The sequence below is a fragment of the Duganella sp. BJB476 genome, from assembly GCF_003416895.1.
Classification (GTDB): domain Bacteria; phylum Pseudomonadota; class Gammaproteobacteria; order Burkholderiales; family Burkholderiaceae_D; genus Rugamonas.
This window is the reverse complement of record NZ_QVIO01000004.1, coordinates 377,617-393,058: the sequence shown is the minus strand read 5'-3', so window position 1 is coordinate 393,058 and position 15,442 is coordinate 377,617. Positions and strand designations below refer to the sequence as shown.

Here is a 15,442-nt window from a genome sequence, read left to right as displayed (position 1 = left end):
TGAATTGTAGATTGTACGTCGGGCCGGCACGCGATGCTAAAATGCCCACTTGCCGCCAGTCAGGCGCATCCTCGGAGAAACCGTTTGGACGACGAACAAGCCCTGCAAGACAGTACCCCCATATTCCAGCGCATCAAGGACTACCTGGTGGCGCAGATCGCCGCCGGCACCTGGAAGGAAGGCGACGTGATCCCGTCCGAGCAGGCGCTGGTCAAGCAGTTCGGCGTGTCGCGCATGACCGTCAACCGCGCCGTGCGCGAGCTCACCGCCGACCAGATCCTGACCCGCCGCCAGGGCTCCGGCACCTATGTCGCCCAGCAGAAGTACCAGGCCACGCTGCTGGAGATCAAATCCATCGCCGACGAGATCCGCGCCCGCGGCCACGCCCACCGCAGCAGCCTGCAACAGCTGGAGCGGGTCAAGGCCAGCGAGTTGATGGCCAAGCAGTTCGAGCTGCCGGCCGGCCATCCGCTGTTCCATTCGGTGATCGTGCACTTCGAGAACGGCGTGCCGATCCAGGTCGAGGACCGCTGGGCCAATCCGCTGTGCGCGCCGGACTACATGGAGCAGGACTACGCCGCCATCACGCCCAACGAATACCTGATGAAGGCGGCCCCGCTGCAAGGCGCCAGCTACAGCATCGAAGCGCTGGCGGCCCCGCGCGACATCGCCGAGATGCTGGCCATCGACACCAGGCAAGCCTGCCTGGTGCTCAAGCGCCAGACCCGTTCCAACGGCCAGGTCGCCTCGATCGCCACCATGTGGCACCCCGGCCACCGCTACCAGTTCGCCGGCAGCTTCGCGCAGTAGGAGCGCATCGACAATACGTCCTTTACAACTTAGTCGACTAAAGCCCAACCTTCGATGCTATAGTTGCCCGGCCATAGCATAAATACCAGCAATGCCTTGCGGATTGAAAGGGAAGCTCTTGTTGCACCGCCGTCCCAGGTCCGGCCGGACCCTCTTCTGGCGCCGTCTGCCACGCAGCCTGACGGCGGCTGCGCTCGTGCTGGCGTGCAGCCTCGATGGCGCGCAGGCGGCGGAGAAGGTCAGCATCCAGCTCAAATGGATGCACCAGTTCCAGTTCGCCGGCTACTACGCGGCGCAGGACCAGGGCTACTACCGCGACGTCGGCCTCGACGTCACACTGCTCGAGGCGCGCCCCGGCGTCGATCCCATCCAGTCCGTGCTCGACGGCCGCGCCCAGTACGGCGTCGGCAACACCTCGCTGCTGGTGGCGCGCGGACGCGGCCAGCCGATGGTGGTGCTGGCCTCGATCTTCCAGCACTCGGCCAGCGCGCTGCTGGTGCGGCACGACGCCGACGGCAAGCCGCGGCCGTGGCCCGGCAGCCGCGTGATGCTGGCGCCGAACAACGAAGAACTGCTCATCTTCCTCAAAAAGCTCGGCGTGCGGTCCGACAGCCTGGTGCCGGCCGTGCACAGCTTCAATACCGAAGACCTGCTTGAAGGCCGGGTCGACGCCATGTCGATCTACATCACCGAAGCGCCGTATCTGCTCGAACGCCACAGCGTCGGCTACGAGATCCTGTCGGCGCGCTCGCTGGGCGACGACTTTTACGGCGACCTGCTGTACACCACCGAAAGCGAACTGCGCGAACATCCGCTGCGCGCGCAGGCGCTGCGCGACGCCACCTTGCGCGGCTGGCGCTATGCGATGGCGCATCCGGGCGAGATCGCCGACCTGATACGGGCCCGCTACCCCGAGCGCCACAGCCGCGAGCACCTGATGTACGAGGCCCAGCACATCGCGCCGCTGCTGGAGCAGGGCCTGATCGAACTCGGTTACAGCAACCCCGAACGCTGGCAAGCCATCGCCCGCGCCTACATCGAGCAGGGCATGCTGCCGGCCGACTTCAAGCTGGACGGCTTCCTGTTCCAGCCGCAGGCCAGCGACCGCCTGCTGCGCTACACCGGCGCGCTGGCGGCGACGCTGCTGCTGCTGTTGACGGCGGCCGGGCTGTGGCGCCTGCGGCGGCAGGCGGCGGCGCTGCGGACGGCGCGCGCGGAACTGGGCGACGCCGAACGCATCGCCAGCTTCGCGCTGGAGAGCACCGGCGAAGGCATGTGGGAATGGCGGCTCGACACCGGCGCGCTGGTGCTGTCGCCGCGCTACGGCGCGCTGCTGGGCTACGGCGCCGGCGAATTCACGCCGACGCTGGAACAGTGGCTGGTGCACGTGCACCCGGACGACCAGGCGCGCGTCGAGCGCACCATCCAGGACTGCCTGGCCAGCGCCTCGGAACTGAACAACCAGATCTTCAGCGAACACCGCATGCGCACCAAGGACGGCGGCTGGATCTGGGTGCTGGCGCGCGGCATGATCATCGAACGCGACGACAGCGGCCGGCCGCTGCGCGCCACCGGCACCATGGCCGACATCAGCGAGCGCACCGCCGCCGAGGAGGCGCGCATGTGCGCCGTGGTCGACGCCACGCCGGGCGCCATGCTGATCGCCGACAAGAGCGGCCGGGTGCGCTACGCCAATCCGGCCTGCGCCCGCAGCTTCGGCTACGCGGGCACGATGGCCGGGCGCTCGGTCGAGCAGCTGGCGCCGGAGGCCATGCGCAGCAACGGCCGCACGCGCGAGCTGTTCTCGCGCCCCAACCTGCCGGGCCGGGTGCTGAGCGCGATCCGCGCCGACGGCGGCAGCTTCCCGGCGATGGTGCACATCGCGCCGGTGATGTTGGCCGGCCAGGAGCTGGTGGTGATGGCGCTGCGCGACATGACCCAGCGCCAGCGCGCCGAGGAAGCGCTGCACGCCAGCTCCGAGCGCTACCGCCTGATCGTGCAGACCGCCGCCGAAGGCATCTGGATGACCGGCGCCGACGACCGCACCAGCTTCGTCAACCCCACCATGGCGCGCATGCTGGACTACGACGTCGAGCAGATGCTGGGCCGCGCCATGACCGACTTCATGGACGACGACGGCCACGCGCTGCTCAAGCAGCACCTGCAGCGGCGCCTGGCCGGCGAGGCCTGCCAGGGCGACGTCTGCTTCCTGCGGCGCGACGGCAGCGTGGTGTGGTGCCTGCTGTCGACCACCGTCATCAACTCCGACGCCGGCCACTACGCCGGCACCTTGGCGATGCTGACCGATATCACCGAACGGCGCCGCGCCGACAGCGCGCTGCGCAGCTCCAGCCAGCGGCTGGCGTCGATCTTCAACGCCGTCACCAACGGCCTGGTGATGATCAACGGCGACGGCTATATTTTGGAAAGCAACGCCGCCGCCGCGCACATGCTGGCGCATGCGCTGGAGGTCGACGGCGGCCGCCTGTGGCGCGGCGTGCGCGAGGACGGCTCGCCGTTCGACGTCGCCAGCCATCCGGTGCAGCAGGCCATCGTCACCGGGGTCTCGGTGCGCGACGTGGTGATGGGCGTGAGCCAGGCCAGCGGCGAAGTGCACTGGCTGTCGGTCAACGCCGAGCCGATCCGCGACGAGCGCGGCATGGTGCCGCTGGTGGTGGCCAGCCTGACCGACATCACCGACCGCAAGCGCGGCGAAGACCAGCTGCGCGAACTGAACGAGCACCTGGAGGAACGGGTGGCGATCCGCACCGATGAACTGAACCAGGCCCGCATGCTGGCCGAGGAAGCCAGCCAGACCAAGGGCCAGTTCCTGGCCAATATGAGCCACGAGATCCGCACCCCGATGAACGGCGTGATCGGCATGGCCTACCTGGCGCTGAAGACCGACCTCGATCCGCGCCAGCGCGACTACCTGGAAAAGATCCGCTTCGCCGGCGAGCACCTGCTGGGCATCATCGACGACATCCTCGACATCTCCAAGATCGAGGCCGGCAAGCTGGAGATCGAGCAGGTCGACTTCGCGCTCGACCACGTGATCCAGACCCTGACCACGGTGGTGGCGCCCAAGGCGGCCAGCCGCGACCTGGAGCTGGTGTTCGATCTCGACCCCACGCTGCCCCGGGTGCTGCGCGGCGATCCGCTGCGCCTGGGCCAGGTGCTGATCAACTACACCAACAACGCCATCAAGTTCAGCGAGAAGGGCCGGATCGAGGTGCGGGTGCGCCAGGTGGTGGGCGACGCCAACGGCTGCCTGCTGCGCTTCGAGGTGAGCGACTGCGGCATCGGCCTGTCGGAAGCCGAGATCGACAAGCTGTTCCAGTCGTTCCAGCAGGCCGACACCTCGACCACGCGCGAATACGGCGGCACCGGCCTCGGCCTGGCCATCTGCAAGCAGCTGGCGCAGCTGATGGGCGGCGACGTCGGCGTGCGCAGCCGGCCCGGCCTGGGCAGCACCTTCTGGTTCACCGCGCGGCTGGGCATTTCCAGCGCGACGGTGCCGGCGCTGATCGACCGCGTCAAGGACGCCGCCGCCGAACTGCTGGCCTCCTCGCGCAGCGCGGCGGTGATGGCGGCGCTGAAGAACGCCCGCATCCTGCTGGTCGAGGACAATACCTTCAACCAGCAGATCGCGCTGGAGATGCTGGAGGAAGTCGGTTCCTCGGTGTGCCTGGCCGCCAACGGCATGGAGGCGCTGGAGCTGCTGCGCCAGACCGTGTTCGACTGCGTGCTGATGGACGTGCAGATGCCGCTGATGGACGGCCTGGAAACCACGCGCCGCATCCGCGCCGACCCCAGCCTGGCCGACATGCGGGTGCTGGCGATGACCGCCACCGCCACCAACGAAGACCGGGTGCGCTGCATCGAGGCCGGCATGGACGACTTCATCTCCAAGCCGATCCAGCCGGCGCTGATGTACCAGACCATCGCCAACTGGCTGCCGGAGCGCAGCGACGACGCCCCGCGCGCGGCGCCGGCCGTGGCCGCGCGGCCGCTGTTCAAGACCACGCTGGGCGGCGACCCGGCGGTGATCGACCTGTCGATCCTGGCCAAGCTGCTGGGCTATCATCCGCACAAGGTGCGCAAGTTCGCCTTCAAGTTCCTGCAGAACACCCAGGAAGGCCTGGGCCAGATGGAGCGGGCGCTGCAACGGGGCGACCTGGCGCGGGTGCGCGAGCTGGGCCACCGCCTGAAGTCGCCCGCGCGCACCGTCGGCGCGCTGGGCATGGGCGAGCTGATGCTGGAGATCGAACAGCTGCCGGCCGACACCCCGCCCGAGCGGGCGGCGCAGCGCGCGCAAGCCATCCTCGCGCAGCTGTGGCCGCTGCTGGAACAGATCACCGAACAAATCATGACCAACACCACTTTCGCCGACGATAACTAGGTAGGGCAAGACATCATGCGGGTATTGCTGCTGGATGACGACAAGTTCATGCTGGACGTGCTGGCCGACATGATCGCCGGCCTGGGGCCGCACGAGGTGCTGCCCGAGACCGACGGCCGCCGCGCGCTGGTGGAGCTGCGCCTGCGCCCGCCGGAGTTGTTGATTTGCGACTTGAGCATGCCGGTGATGGACGGCATCGACTTCCTGCGCCTGGCCGCGGCGCAGCAATACCGCGGCTGCGTGGTGCTGTTGTCGGGCGTGGACGGCGCCGTGCTGAAGACCGCCGCCCGCCTGGCCGAGGCGCAGGGACTGGCCATCCTGGACGCCTGCGCCAAGCCGCTGGCGGTCGACACGCTGGCCGCGCTGATGGCCCGCGCCGCCACGCGCTGCCAGGCCCAGCCCGGCCCGGTACTTGACAACAATGGCAAATAGTTTAGATGGTTTCTACAATCTGCCGCACATTTCTAAAAAATGGGTTATTATTTACGCCATCCCCGCCTGCCGACCTTGTTGCCATCCCTTCCAAGACATTGAATTCGCGCAATTGGCCACCATCTGCTGCCTGTAACCGGCAACGTTGAAGGCGATTGCAGACAACATGGCATAATCCCCAGGCGTTATTGACCCCAACAGACCTCGATAGAGGAATATATGAGCGAAAATATCAAACACATCACCGATACTTCTTTTGACGCCGACGTCCTGAAATCCGACCGCCCAGTGCTGGTCGACTTCTGGGCCGAGTGGTGCGGTCCTTGCAAGAGCATCGCCCCGATCCTGGAAGAAGTGGCCAAGGAATACGACGGCAAGATCCTGATAGCCAAGATGGACGTCGACGCCAACCAGGCAGTGCCTGCCAAGTTCGGCATCCGCGGCATCCCGACCCTGATCCTGTTCAAGAACGGCGTCGCCGCCGCTCAAAAGGTTGGCGCAATGGCAAAAGGCCAGCTGACCTCTTTCATCGACAGCAATATCTAAGTAAGATAGTATTACGCTGCAAAAAACGGCGCCGCGCCCGCGACGCCGTTTAATAACTTAGAGACAACCACGCAGTTCCCTCCCCTACCTTTACTTTCCCGTCACGGGACACTCAACACATATGCATCTATCTGAATTAAAGGCCCTACACGTCTCGGCATTGCTGGAGATGGCCATCGGTCTTGATATCGACAACGCGGCGCGTCTGCGCAAACAGGAACTGATGTTTGCGATCCTGAAAAAGCGCGCGAAATCCGGTGAACAGATCTTCGGCGACGGCGCCCTGGAAGTGCTGCCGGACGGCTTCGGCTTCCTTCGCTCGCCCGACGCCAGCTACATGGCGTCCACCGACGACATCTACATTTCCCCATCGCAGATCCGCCGCTTCAACCTGCACACCGGCGATTCGATCGAGGGCGAGGTGCGTACCCCTAAAGATGGCGAGCGCTACTTCGCGCTGGTCAAGGTCGACAAGGTCAACGGCGAATCGCCGGAAGCCTCGAAGCACCGCATATTGTTTGAGAACCTGACGCCGCTGCACCCGAACGAGCCGCTGCGCCTGGAACGTGACATCAACGGCACCGAGAACATCACCGGCCGCATCATCGACCTGATCGCGCCGATCGGCAAGGGCCAGCGCGGCCTGCTGGTGGCCTCGCCGAAATCGGGCAAGTCGGTGATCCTGCAGCACATCGCGCATGCGATCACCGCCAACCATCCTGACTGCACGCTGATCGTGCTGCTGATCGACGAACGTCCGGAAGAAGTGACCGAGATGCAGCGCTCGGTGCGCGGCGAAGTGGTCGCCTCGACCTTCGACGAACCGGCCACCCGCCACGTGCAGGTCGCCGAGATGGTGCTGGAAAAAGCCAAGCGCCTGGTCGAAATGAAGAAGGACGTGATCATCCTGCTGGATTCGATCACCCGTCTGGCGCGCGCCTACAACACCGTGATCCCTGCCTCCGGCAAGGTGCTGACCGGTGGTGTCGACGCCAACGCGCTGCAACGTCCTAAGCGCTTCTTCGGCGCCGCCCGTAACATCGAAGAAGGCGGCTCGCTGACCATCATCGCCACCGCGCTGATCGAAACCGGTTCGCGCATGGATGACGTGATCTACGAAGAATTCAAGGGTACCGGCAATATGGAGGTGCACCTGGAGCGCCGCCTGGCCGAGAAGCGCGTCTACCCGGCGATCAACCTGAACAAATCGGGCACCCGCCGCGAAGAACTGCTGATCAAGCCGGACCAGCTGCAGAAGATCTGGATCCTGCGCAAGCTGCTGTACTCGATGGACGAGATCGAAGCGATGGAGTTCATCCTCGACAAAATGAAGGCCACTAAAAACAACGGTGAGTTCTTCGACATGATGCGTCGCGGCGGTTAATTCCCCGTAATGCAATCATGACAGACAGGCAACCCAAGCGGTTGCCTGTTTGCGTTTACCCCGGTATAATCGCCGATCGCATTAACTTTAACTCTGGCAAGTGAGCGGCAATCGGGTCAAGAAGCTGGACCGACCGACGAAGTGCTGTTTGGCTACCTAACTAACCGAAGGCTTCAAAATGAAACCAGAAATCCATCCAGAATACCGCGAAGTTGTGTTCCACGATCTGTCGTGCGACTTCAAATTCGTCACCCGTTCGACCATCCAGACCCGCGAAAAGATCGAGCACAACGGTAAAGAATACCCGCTGATCAAGATCGAGGTATCGGCTGAATCGCACCCGTTCTACACCGGCAAGCACAAAATCGTCGACACCGCTGGCCGCGTTGAGAAATTCCGCCAGAAATTCGGCGCAGTTGGCTCGAAGACCCAAGTCGCACAAGGCTGATTTTCGCCGCGATGAACAAAAAAGCAGCCTCTGGCTGCTTTTTTTGTTTCTTGTCCCGTTTTCCTTCATACTCCCGTTCACCTCTCACTTGCACACCGATCGATGAAGCCTGTCCGTCTTCCCGCCGCCGCTACCCTGGCACTGCCGCGCTGGGCGCTGTTCGCCCTGGGCCTGCTGTACATCCTGCCTGGCCTGATCGGCCGCGATCCGTGGAAGAACGACGACGCCGCCAGCTTCGGCATCATGTGGACCATGGCGCACGGCACCTGGCAGGACTGGCTGTGGCCCAACATCGCCGGCCTGTCGATGCCGGACGAAGGCCCGCTGGCGTTCTGGCTGGGCGCGCTCGGCATCAAGCTGTTCGGCTGGCTGCTGGGCGACGTGCTGGGAGCGCGCGTCGGCACCGTCGGCGTCTTCCTGCTGGGCGTGCTGTCGCTGTGGTACGCCACCTTTAATCTGGGGCGCCGGCAGGATGCGCAACCGCTGCGCCTGGCCTTCGGCGGCCAGCCCGAACCGGACGACTTCGGCCGCACCCTGGCCGACGCCGCCGTGCTGCTCTACCTCGGCTGCCTGGGCCTGCTGCTGCACAGCCACGAGACCACCTCGGAGGCGCTGCAAGTGTCGCTGGTGGCGCTGCTGCTGTACCGCACCGTGCGCTACGTGGAAGGGCCGTCGCTGCGCAACGCCGCCCTCAGCGGCCTGGCGGTCGGCCTGCTGACCTTGACGCGCGGCTGGGTCACGCCGGTGTTCCTCATGCTGGCCCTGTTCGCCTGCACCCGCTTCCTCGACCAGCCCGCCATCCGCGCGATGCGCGACCTGGGCGCCACCATCGCCGTCGGCGGCGCCGTGGCCGCGCTGTGGCTGCTGCCGGCGCAACTGCTGCAACCCTACCACCAGCTGCCGCTGAACGCCTGGCTGGCCTGGAACCTCAACCTGTTCGACCTGCCGAGCGCGCTGTCGCTGAAATTCTTCCTGCGCGTCGGCGTCTGGTTCTTCTGGCCGGCGTGGCCGTTCGCCGGCTGGGCCGTGTGGGCCTGGCGCCGCCAGCGCCGCGCGCTGCACATCGTGGTGCCGCTGGCCTTCGTCACCATGGGCATGCTGCTGACCTTGTTCAACGGCCAGCCCGAGCAGGGACAACTGCTGGTGCTGCTGCCGCCGCTGGCCATCATGGCCGCGTTCGGCCTGCTGACCATGAAACGCGGCGCCATCAACGCCATCGACTGGTTCTCGGTGATGGCGCTGACCCTGTGCGCGGCCGTGATCTGGCTGTTCTGGATCGCCAAGCTGACCGGCTGGCCGGCCAAGGCCGCCAAGAACGCGCTCAAGCTGGTGCCGGGCTTCCACCCGGAACTGGGCTGGATCGCGCTGCTGGTGGCGCTGGCCGCCACCGCCGGCTGGTTCGCGCTGGTGCATTGGCGCATCTCGCGCCAGCCGGCCGTGCTGTGGCGCGCCGTGGTGCTGTCGTCCGGCGGCCTGATCCTGATCTGGATTTTGCTGATGACCTTGTTCCTGCCGGACGTCAACTACAGCAAGAGCTACGCCAGCGTGGCGCACCAGATCGCCGAGAAACTGCCGCCGGGCGCGCGCTGCATCGAAACCAATGTCGGCCCGGCCCAGCGCGCGTCGTTCGCCTACTACGCCCAGCTGCCGTTTGACGGCGTCGAAGGCGGCCGCTGCGACCTGCTGCTGCTGCAAGACAGCATCAAACTGCGCGACGAGCGCGAGATCCCGGCACGCTACCGCGACCAGCAATGGCGCCTGCTGTGGGAAGGCCGGCGTCCGGCCGACCGCGACGAGCGTTTCCGCCTGTACCGCCGCGCGGACTAGGCGCAGCGGCGGGCGCGCGCGTTGCCGCCCGCTGCGCATTGCTGCTATGCTTAGGCGAAGAAAGCGGCCAGCCTATGCGATTTATTTTCCTGTCATTATTGCTCGCGGCAGCCAGCAGCGCCGGCGCCGCGTCGCTGACGCTGGTGACCGAGCACTCGCCGCCCGCCAGCATGCAGGGCCAGGAAGGCGTGACCGGTCGCGAGACCGAAAAGGTGCGCGAAATGATGGCCCGTACCGGCACCACCTACACCGTCGAGCTGTTGCCGTGGAAACGCGCCTTCGTGATGGCGCGACAGCAGCCAAGCACCTGCGTGTACTCGACCTCGCGCACCGAAGAGCGCGAAAAACTGTTCAAATGGATAGGACCGACCGACGAGGCCGAATGGGTGCTGTGGGGTCGCGCCGACCACGAGTTTCCCCTGAAGACGCTGGAGGATGCGCGCCATCTGCGCATCGGCACCTACATCGGCGATGCGCGCGACGAGTATCTGCGCAGCCGCGGCTTCCATGTCGAGCCGGTCAGCAACGACCTGGCCAATCCGCAGAAAGTGCTGCTCAAACGCATAGACCTGTGGGCCGTTGGCATGCGCAATGGCAGCCCCGGACCGAGCCAGTACGACTGGGCGGACAAGGTGGTGCCGCTGCTGGTGTTCAACCGGGTCAAGGTCTATCTGGCCTGCAACCCTTCAGTGCCGGATGAACTGGTCGCCCAGCTCAACGCGGCACTGGCTGAGATGCGGCGCGACGGCACCATGACGCGCCTGGAACGGAAGTACGAACACTGGACCCTGCCCAAATAAACCCCGCCATCAGCGCTTGGCCATGACGATGGTGTTGGCCGGCAGCTGGGCCGTCATCGGCAGGCGCTCGTAGTTGCTGACGGTGAGGGAGTCGCCCGCGTCATCGAACACCATGCGCGAACCGTTGCGTGTGATGAATTCCGCCGGACCCACCGCAAAGATTTCCACCCGTGCCTGGCCCTTGATCTCCGTGTAGAAACGGCCGACCTGGCGCGTGAAGCGCATGGTTTCGCCGTTGCTGAGCTGGTAGGAGGACTGATAGTCGAGGAACTGCTGCGGCTCCATGTGGTAGCGCGCCGCGCTGATCTTCACGCTTTCGCTGGCGACCTCGGCGGAGGCGGAGGCCGGCGCGGCGGAAGCCACGGCGGCGATGGACAAAGCAGCGGCTACAGCCAGGCTCAACAGAGTGGTTTTCATGGTCTTGCTCCAATCAATTTTTAGGATGGGCAGCTTGCCCGGTATGCTAGCTTGCCGGGCTTAACGGCGGGCCATGACGATGGTGTCGCCGGTGGCCTGGGCCAGCGGCAGGAGGCCGAAGTTGGCCACGCCGACGCTCTCGGCCTGATCGGTGAATTCAAAGCGGGTGCCGGCGCTGCTGACGAACTGGTCCTTAGCCACCGGGAAGATTTCCACCCGGTCGCCCTTGTCGAGCTGGGCGTAGAAGTGGGCCTGGCGCTGGCTGAATTTCAGGATCTGGCCGTTGGTCAACTGATACGAATTTTTGTAGTCGGCGAAGTCTTCCTGCATCATATGAAAGCGGCTGTGGCCGCCTTTGATCTGCACGCTGGTATCGTCCGCATGGGCGGCTGGCATGGCGGCGAAGGCAAGAGCGGCGACGACGCCGAAGAGTGTGGTTTTCATGGTGTGCTCCGTAAGATTATTGAGTCATTAAAACTGCCGGGGAGCCACCGCTGCATTTTTCGGATCAGCGGTAGACAGGTGCAGATTAACAAAGACTTCGCGCAAGATCAGGCGTATGCGACGAGCGGTAAATCGGCGTGCGCCAAGCGTAAAAAAACGCGATGAACGGCGGCCGCGCCGACGCTGTTGCAAGTGGCGCCTTTCTTTCAGCTGAGTTGATACAAACCTCCACAGTCCCGCTATATTGGGGGCAACACACGGCAGCGCCCCGCCTCGCGCGCCGTCCATGGCAGCCTCGGCTGCTGCGCCCCATCCTCGCGCCCCAGCCCGACATCAGCCGCACAGCCTTAGCCTGGATAGCATTCATGAATACCTGGTACAAAATGCAAGCCGCCCTGCGCAACAACTATGTGCGCGCGGGGTTGGCCCTGTTGGCCGCCGCCGTGGCGATGCTGTTCGGCTGGCGCGCCGACGTGCCGCAAGATCCGCAGCCGGTGCTGCGCTCGCAGGACATCGCGCAAATCACCGCGCTGCCGGGCCAGCGCCAGCGGCTGGAATACCTGCTGGTGGCGGCGCCGCTGTCGGAAGCGCCGCGCTATGTGTTCAAGCTGCGCGGCGATCCGCTGCTGTATGTGGTCAAAGTGCCGGCCACCACGCACTTGAGCCTGGAGCGCGAAGTGCTGCTGCGGCACAACCTCCCGTATGCCATCGCGCGCGACGACTACCTGGCCTCGCACCGCGCGGTGCTGCAGGATGAGGACGACAGCAAACTGGCGCGCGCGGGCGGCTGGCTGGGGCGCCACGCGGTCGATCTGCTGCTGCTCGGCCTGGTGCTGTTCGTGCTGCGCCACGGCCTGCCCGGAAGCGGCGTGGCGGCCGCCGTGCTGACCCCGGACCAGCTGAGCGGCAGCATGGACGACCTGATCGGCATGGAGGATATTAAGCAGGAAGTGTTACACCTTGAAGACATGATCCGCAACCGTGCGGTATATCGCGAGCACGATATCGACAAGCCCTTCAATGTCATGCTGACCGGGCCGGCCGGCACCGGCAAGACCAAGCTGGCCGGCTACCTGGCCAAGCGCCTGAACGTGCCGCTGATCCAGGCCTCGGCTTCGGCGCTGGAGTCCGGCTACATCGGCGGCGGCGCCAAGGCCTTGCATACTTTACATCGCAAGGCTTGCGCGCGCGGCAGCTGTATCATATTCCTCGACGAAGCCCAGGGCTTGTTCATGCCGCGCGGACGCGGCGACAAGAAATGGGAGGACGACACCGCCAACACGCTGCTGGGTCTGCTCGACGGCGTGCGCAGCGACCAGGGCGCGGGCGTGATCTGGGTGGTCGCCTCCAACTTCGACGACGCCGGCTCGGCGATGGACGAAGCGATGCTGCGCCGCTTCTCGGTCAAGATCAATTTCCGCCTGCCCAACAAGGCCGAACGGGCCGCACTGCTGCGCGCCTTCCTGGCGCGCAAGGCCGACGGCTGCGTGGCCTGGGAGCGGCTCGACCTCGACCAGGTGGCCGAGATCACCGCCAATCTCAGTCCGGCGCTGCTGCAGACCGTGGTTGACCGCGCCAGCATGATCGCCATCCAGGAACAGGCGGCCATCGACACCGGACTGATGTTCCGCGCCTTCGAACGCGCCACCATCGGCCTGACCGACCGCGCCACCAGCGCCGAAAAGACGCGCCAGCGCGAACGCGTGGCGTTGCACGAGCTGGGCCACTTCTTCATGCAGATCGACCCGTGGCTGCGCCAGGGCTTGACGCTGGCGCAGGTCAAGGAGCGCTCGCCGCTGCTCAAGATCAGCACCGAGTCGGTGTCCAAGCTGGGCGCGCTGGGCTATGTGCTGTCCGCCTCGGACGACGCCGCCCTGCGCACGCTGGAGGAGCTGGAGCGCGACGTGATCCAGCTGTACGGCGGCGTCGCCGCCGAAGAACTGTTCTACGGCGCGCGCGGCATTTCGGTCGGCAGCCAGAACGACATCCAGAAAGCCACGTCCATGCTGGACATGATGGTCAACCAGCTGTCGATGTATTCGCGTTCCAAGCTGGACTACAGCCAGTTCAAGCACCGGGAGCGCGACCTCGACCAGGTGCAGGCCAAGGCCGACGAGCTGTACACCTACACGCTGCAGGCGATCGCCGACTACCGCGGCGCGATCAGCGAGTTGAAGGAGGTTCTGATGGACCAGTACGTGCTGTCCAAGGACGCCATCTTCGCGCTGCTGGAGCAGCGGCTGGGCCGACAGCCTGGCGGCGGCAACCTTGCACAAATATAAAAATTCCGTGCCATGGCTTGCGGCCCGCAGGCAAATCAGTGATAATGCGGGTCGCGTTGCCGGGATGGCGGAATAGGTAGACGCACGGGACTCAAAATCCCGCGCCGCAAGGCGTGCCGGTTCGATTCCGGCTCCCGGCACCAACAGTTACACTCAAAGCAACTCAGAGTATCTCAGAACCCGCCCATCTCCCTATGACGGCGGGTTTTTTATTGGCTCAGCCTGTCGCTTGACAAATCGCATACATTCTTGAATTTGACGGTATGTCGCCCGGTACTTTTGCTAGAGTACCGAGAAATACCGTCACACGGCGGGAGGCGGCGATGGCGCTCACGGACACCTTCATAAAGGCCCTGAAGCTCACCAAAGGGACCACGGACAAGTACACGGACGGGGAAGGCATGTATCTCCTCGTCAATTCAGCAGGTAAGTACTGGCGCATGGATTATCGGTTTCTCGACCGACGCAAAACGCTGGCCCTCGGCGTCTATCCACACACCTCCCTGGCCAAGGCCCGGCAAAAACGCGCCGACGCCAAGGTCCAGCTGGCGGAGGGGATCGACCCCGGCGCCGTCAAACGCCTCGAAAAACTGCAGCGCTCCGAAATCGCCAATCAGACCTTCGAGTCCGTCGCCCGCACCTGGCTGAAAAAGACCAAGGCCAGCCGCGCAGAGAGCACGCAGGAAAAAATCACCGGCTGGCTGGAAGGCAACGCATTTCCCTACATCGGACGTCTACCCATCTCTGCGATCAAGCCGCGTGACGTGCTTCTGGCTGTTCAACGTATGGAATCGCGCGGCGCGGTCGAGTCCGCACATCGCGTGCGACAAGTCTGCGGCCAGGTATTCCGGTTCGCCGTCGCCAGCGGCTTCATAGAGCGCGATGTCACCGCAGACCTCAAAGGAGCCCTCGCCACGCCCAAGAAGGGCAACTATGCGGCTATCACAGAGCCCAAGGAGGTTGCGGGCCTCATGCGCTCGATATACGGCTACGACGGTCATCCCTCCGCCGCAGCGGCCCTCAAGCTGGCCGCACTGCTGTTTGTACGTCCTGGGGAGCTGCGTTGCGCCGAATGGACCGAGTTTGATTTCGACACGGCCCTATGGCGCATCCCCGGCTCGAAGATGAAAATGAAAGTAGACCATGTCGTCCCCCTTTCCACTCAAGCACTTTCAATACTCCGGGAGCTCGAACCAATGACCGGCCACGGGAGGTTCGTTTTCCCCAGCATCCGGACCGACGATCGCTGCATGAGCGAAAACACCGTCAACGCCGCCTTGCGCAGCATGGGATACACAAAAGAGGTGATGACAGGCCACGGGTTCAGGGCGATGGCACGCACCATCCTCGATGAAGTGCTCGGTGAACGCGTCGATCTCATCGAACACCAATTGGCGCATGCGGTCATCGACCCCAACGGACGTGCCTATAACCGCACTGCGCACCTCCCCACCAGAAAGCAAATGATGCAGCGCTGGGCTAATTACCTGGATGAGATTCGGAATGTGATGCCGGGAAAGCCGAAATAATAGGGGTTCCAAAATTGTATGCGGTATGTAATCCAACCGAAAACTTCAAAAGGCCGTCCCCTACAATCCCTCGGATACGTTGAGCTAGCCCCACGTTGATCGAAAGACCATGCTTCCCGCA

At 64.6% G+C, this 15,442-nt stretch carries 12 protein-coding genes and 1 tRNA gene; 11 read left to right on the top strand and 2 right to left on the bottom strand.

The features are described 5' to 3' along the window. The first annotated feature begins 33 nt into the window (after window positions 1–33). The 8 genes from hutC (at window position 34) to D0T21_RS18280 (ending at window position 10,649) form a co-directional block, all read left to right on the top strand. The gene (gene hutC / locus D0T21_RS18315) at window positions 34–810 is read left to right on the top strand and encodes a histidine utilization repressor (RefSeq protein ID WP_229211539.1); all 777 of its coding nucleotides are present in this window, start codon (window positions 34–36) and stop codon (window positions 808–810) included. 118 nt (window positions 811–928) lie between these two features. Continuing rightward, window positions 929–5,212, top strand: a complete 4,284-nt coding sequence (locus D0T21_RS18310) for a PAS domain S-box protein (RefSeq protein WP_116991846.1) — start codon at window positions 929–931, stop codon at window positions 5,210–5,212. Window positions 5,213–5,227: 15 nt separating this feature from the next. Next, window positions 5,228–5,644 (top strand): response regulator, encoded by a 417-nt coding sequence (locus tag D0T21_RS18305; protein WP_116991847.1) that lies wholly within the window; start codon window positions 5,228–5,230, stop codon window positions 5,642–5,644. A 219-nt stretch (window positions 5,645–5,863) separates the two neighbouring features. Then, on the top strand, window positions 5,864–6,190 hold the full coding sequence (gene trxA, locus D0T21_RS18300; RefSeq protein WP_008452390.1) for a thioredoxin TrxA: 327 nt from the start codon (window positions 5,864–5,866) through the stop codon (window positions 6,188–6,190). A gap of 121 nt (window positions 6,191–6,311) precedes the next feature. Beyond that, on the top strand, window positions 6,312–7,574 hold the full coding sequence (gene rho / locus D0T21_RS18295; RefSeq protein ID WP_116991848.1) for a transcription termination factor Rho: 1,263 nt from the start codon (window positions 6,312–6,314) through the stop codon (window positions 7,572–7,574). Window positions 7,575–7,752: 178 nt separating this feature from the next. Further along, window positions 7,753–8,022 carry a type B 50S ribosomal protein L31 gene (locus D0T21_RS18290; RefSeq protein ID WP_116991849.1) on the top strand — a complete coding sequence of 90 codons (270 nt, stop codon included), beginning with the start codon at window positions 7,753–7,755 and terminating at the stop codon, window positions 8,020–8,022. Between the two features lie 102 nt (window positions 8,023–8,124). Further along, window positions 8,125–9,849, top strand: a complete 1,725-nt coding sequence (locus tag D0T21_RS18285) for a glycosyltransferase family 39 protein (protein ID WP_116991850.1) — start codon at window positions 8,125–8,127, stop codon at window positions 9,847–9,849. A gap of 74 nt (window positions 9,850–9,923) precedes the next feature. After that, window positions 9,924–10,649, top strand: coding sequence for an ABC transporter substrate-binding protein (locus tag D0T21_RS18280; RefSeq protein ID WP_116991851.1), 726 nt, complete (start codon window positions 9,924–9,926; stop codon window positions 10,647–10,649). Window positions 10,650–10,658: 9 nt separating this feature from the next. Here the strand turns inward: D0T21_RS18280 and D0T21_RS18275 are convergent, their stop codons facing one another. Together D0T21_RS18275 and D0T21_RS18270 are read right to left on the bottom strand one after the other, a co-directional pair. After that, entirely contained in the window at window positions 10,659–11,066 is a 408-nt protein-coding gene (locus tag D0T21_RS18275; RefSeq protein ID WP_147328133.1) for a hypothetical protein, read from the bottom strand. Window positions 11,067–11,126: 60 nt separating this feature from the next. Beyond that, window positions 11,127–11,510, bottom strand: coding sequence for a gel scht (locus D0T21_RS18270; RefSeq protein ID WP_116991853.1), 384 nt, complete (start codon window positions 11,508–11,510; stop codon window positions 11,127–11,129). Between the two features lie 365 nt (window positions 11,511–11,875). Between D0T21_RS18270 and D0T21_RS18265 the strand changes: the two genes are divergently transcribed. From D0T21_RS18265 to D0T21_RS18255, 3 genes are all read left to right on the top strand, one after another. Beyond that, window positions 11,876–13,792 (top strand): AAA family ATPase, encoded by a 1,917-nt coding sequence (locus D0T21_RS18265; protein WP_116991854.1) that lies wholly within the window; start codon window positions 11,876–11,878, stop codon window positions 13,790–13,792. Window positions 13,793–13,850: 58 nt separating this feature from the next. Then, window positions 13,851–13,935, top strand: a tRNA-Leu gene (locus D0T21_RS18260). Between the two features lie 180 nt (window positions 13,936–14,115). Further along, window positions 14,116–15,321, top strand: coding sequence for an integrase arm-type DNA-binding domain-containing protein (locus D0T21_RS18255; RefSeq protein ID WP_116994459.1), 1,206 nt, complete (start codon window positions 14,116–14,118; stop codon window positions 15,319–15,321). The last annotated feature ends 121 nt before the right edge of the window (window positions 15,322–15,442 follow it).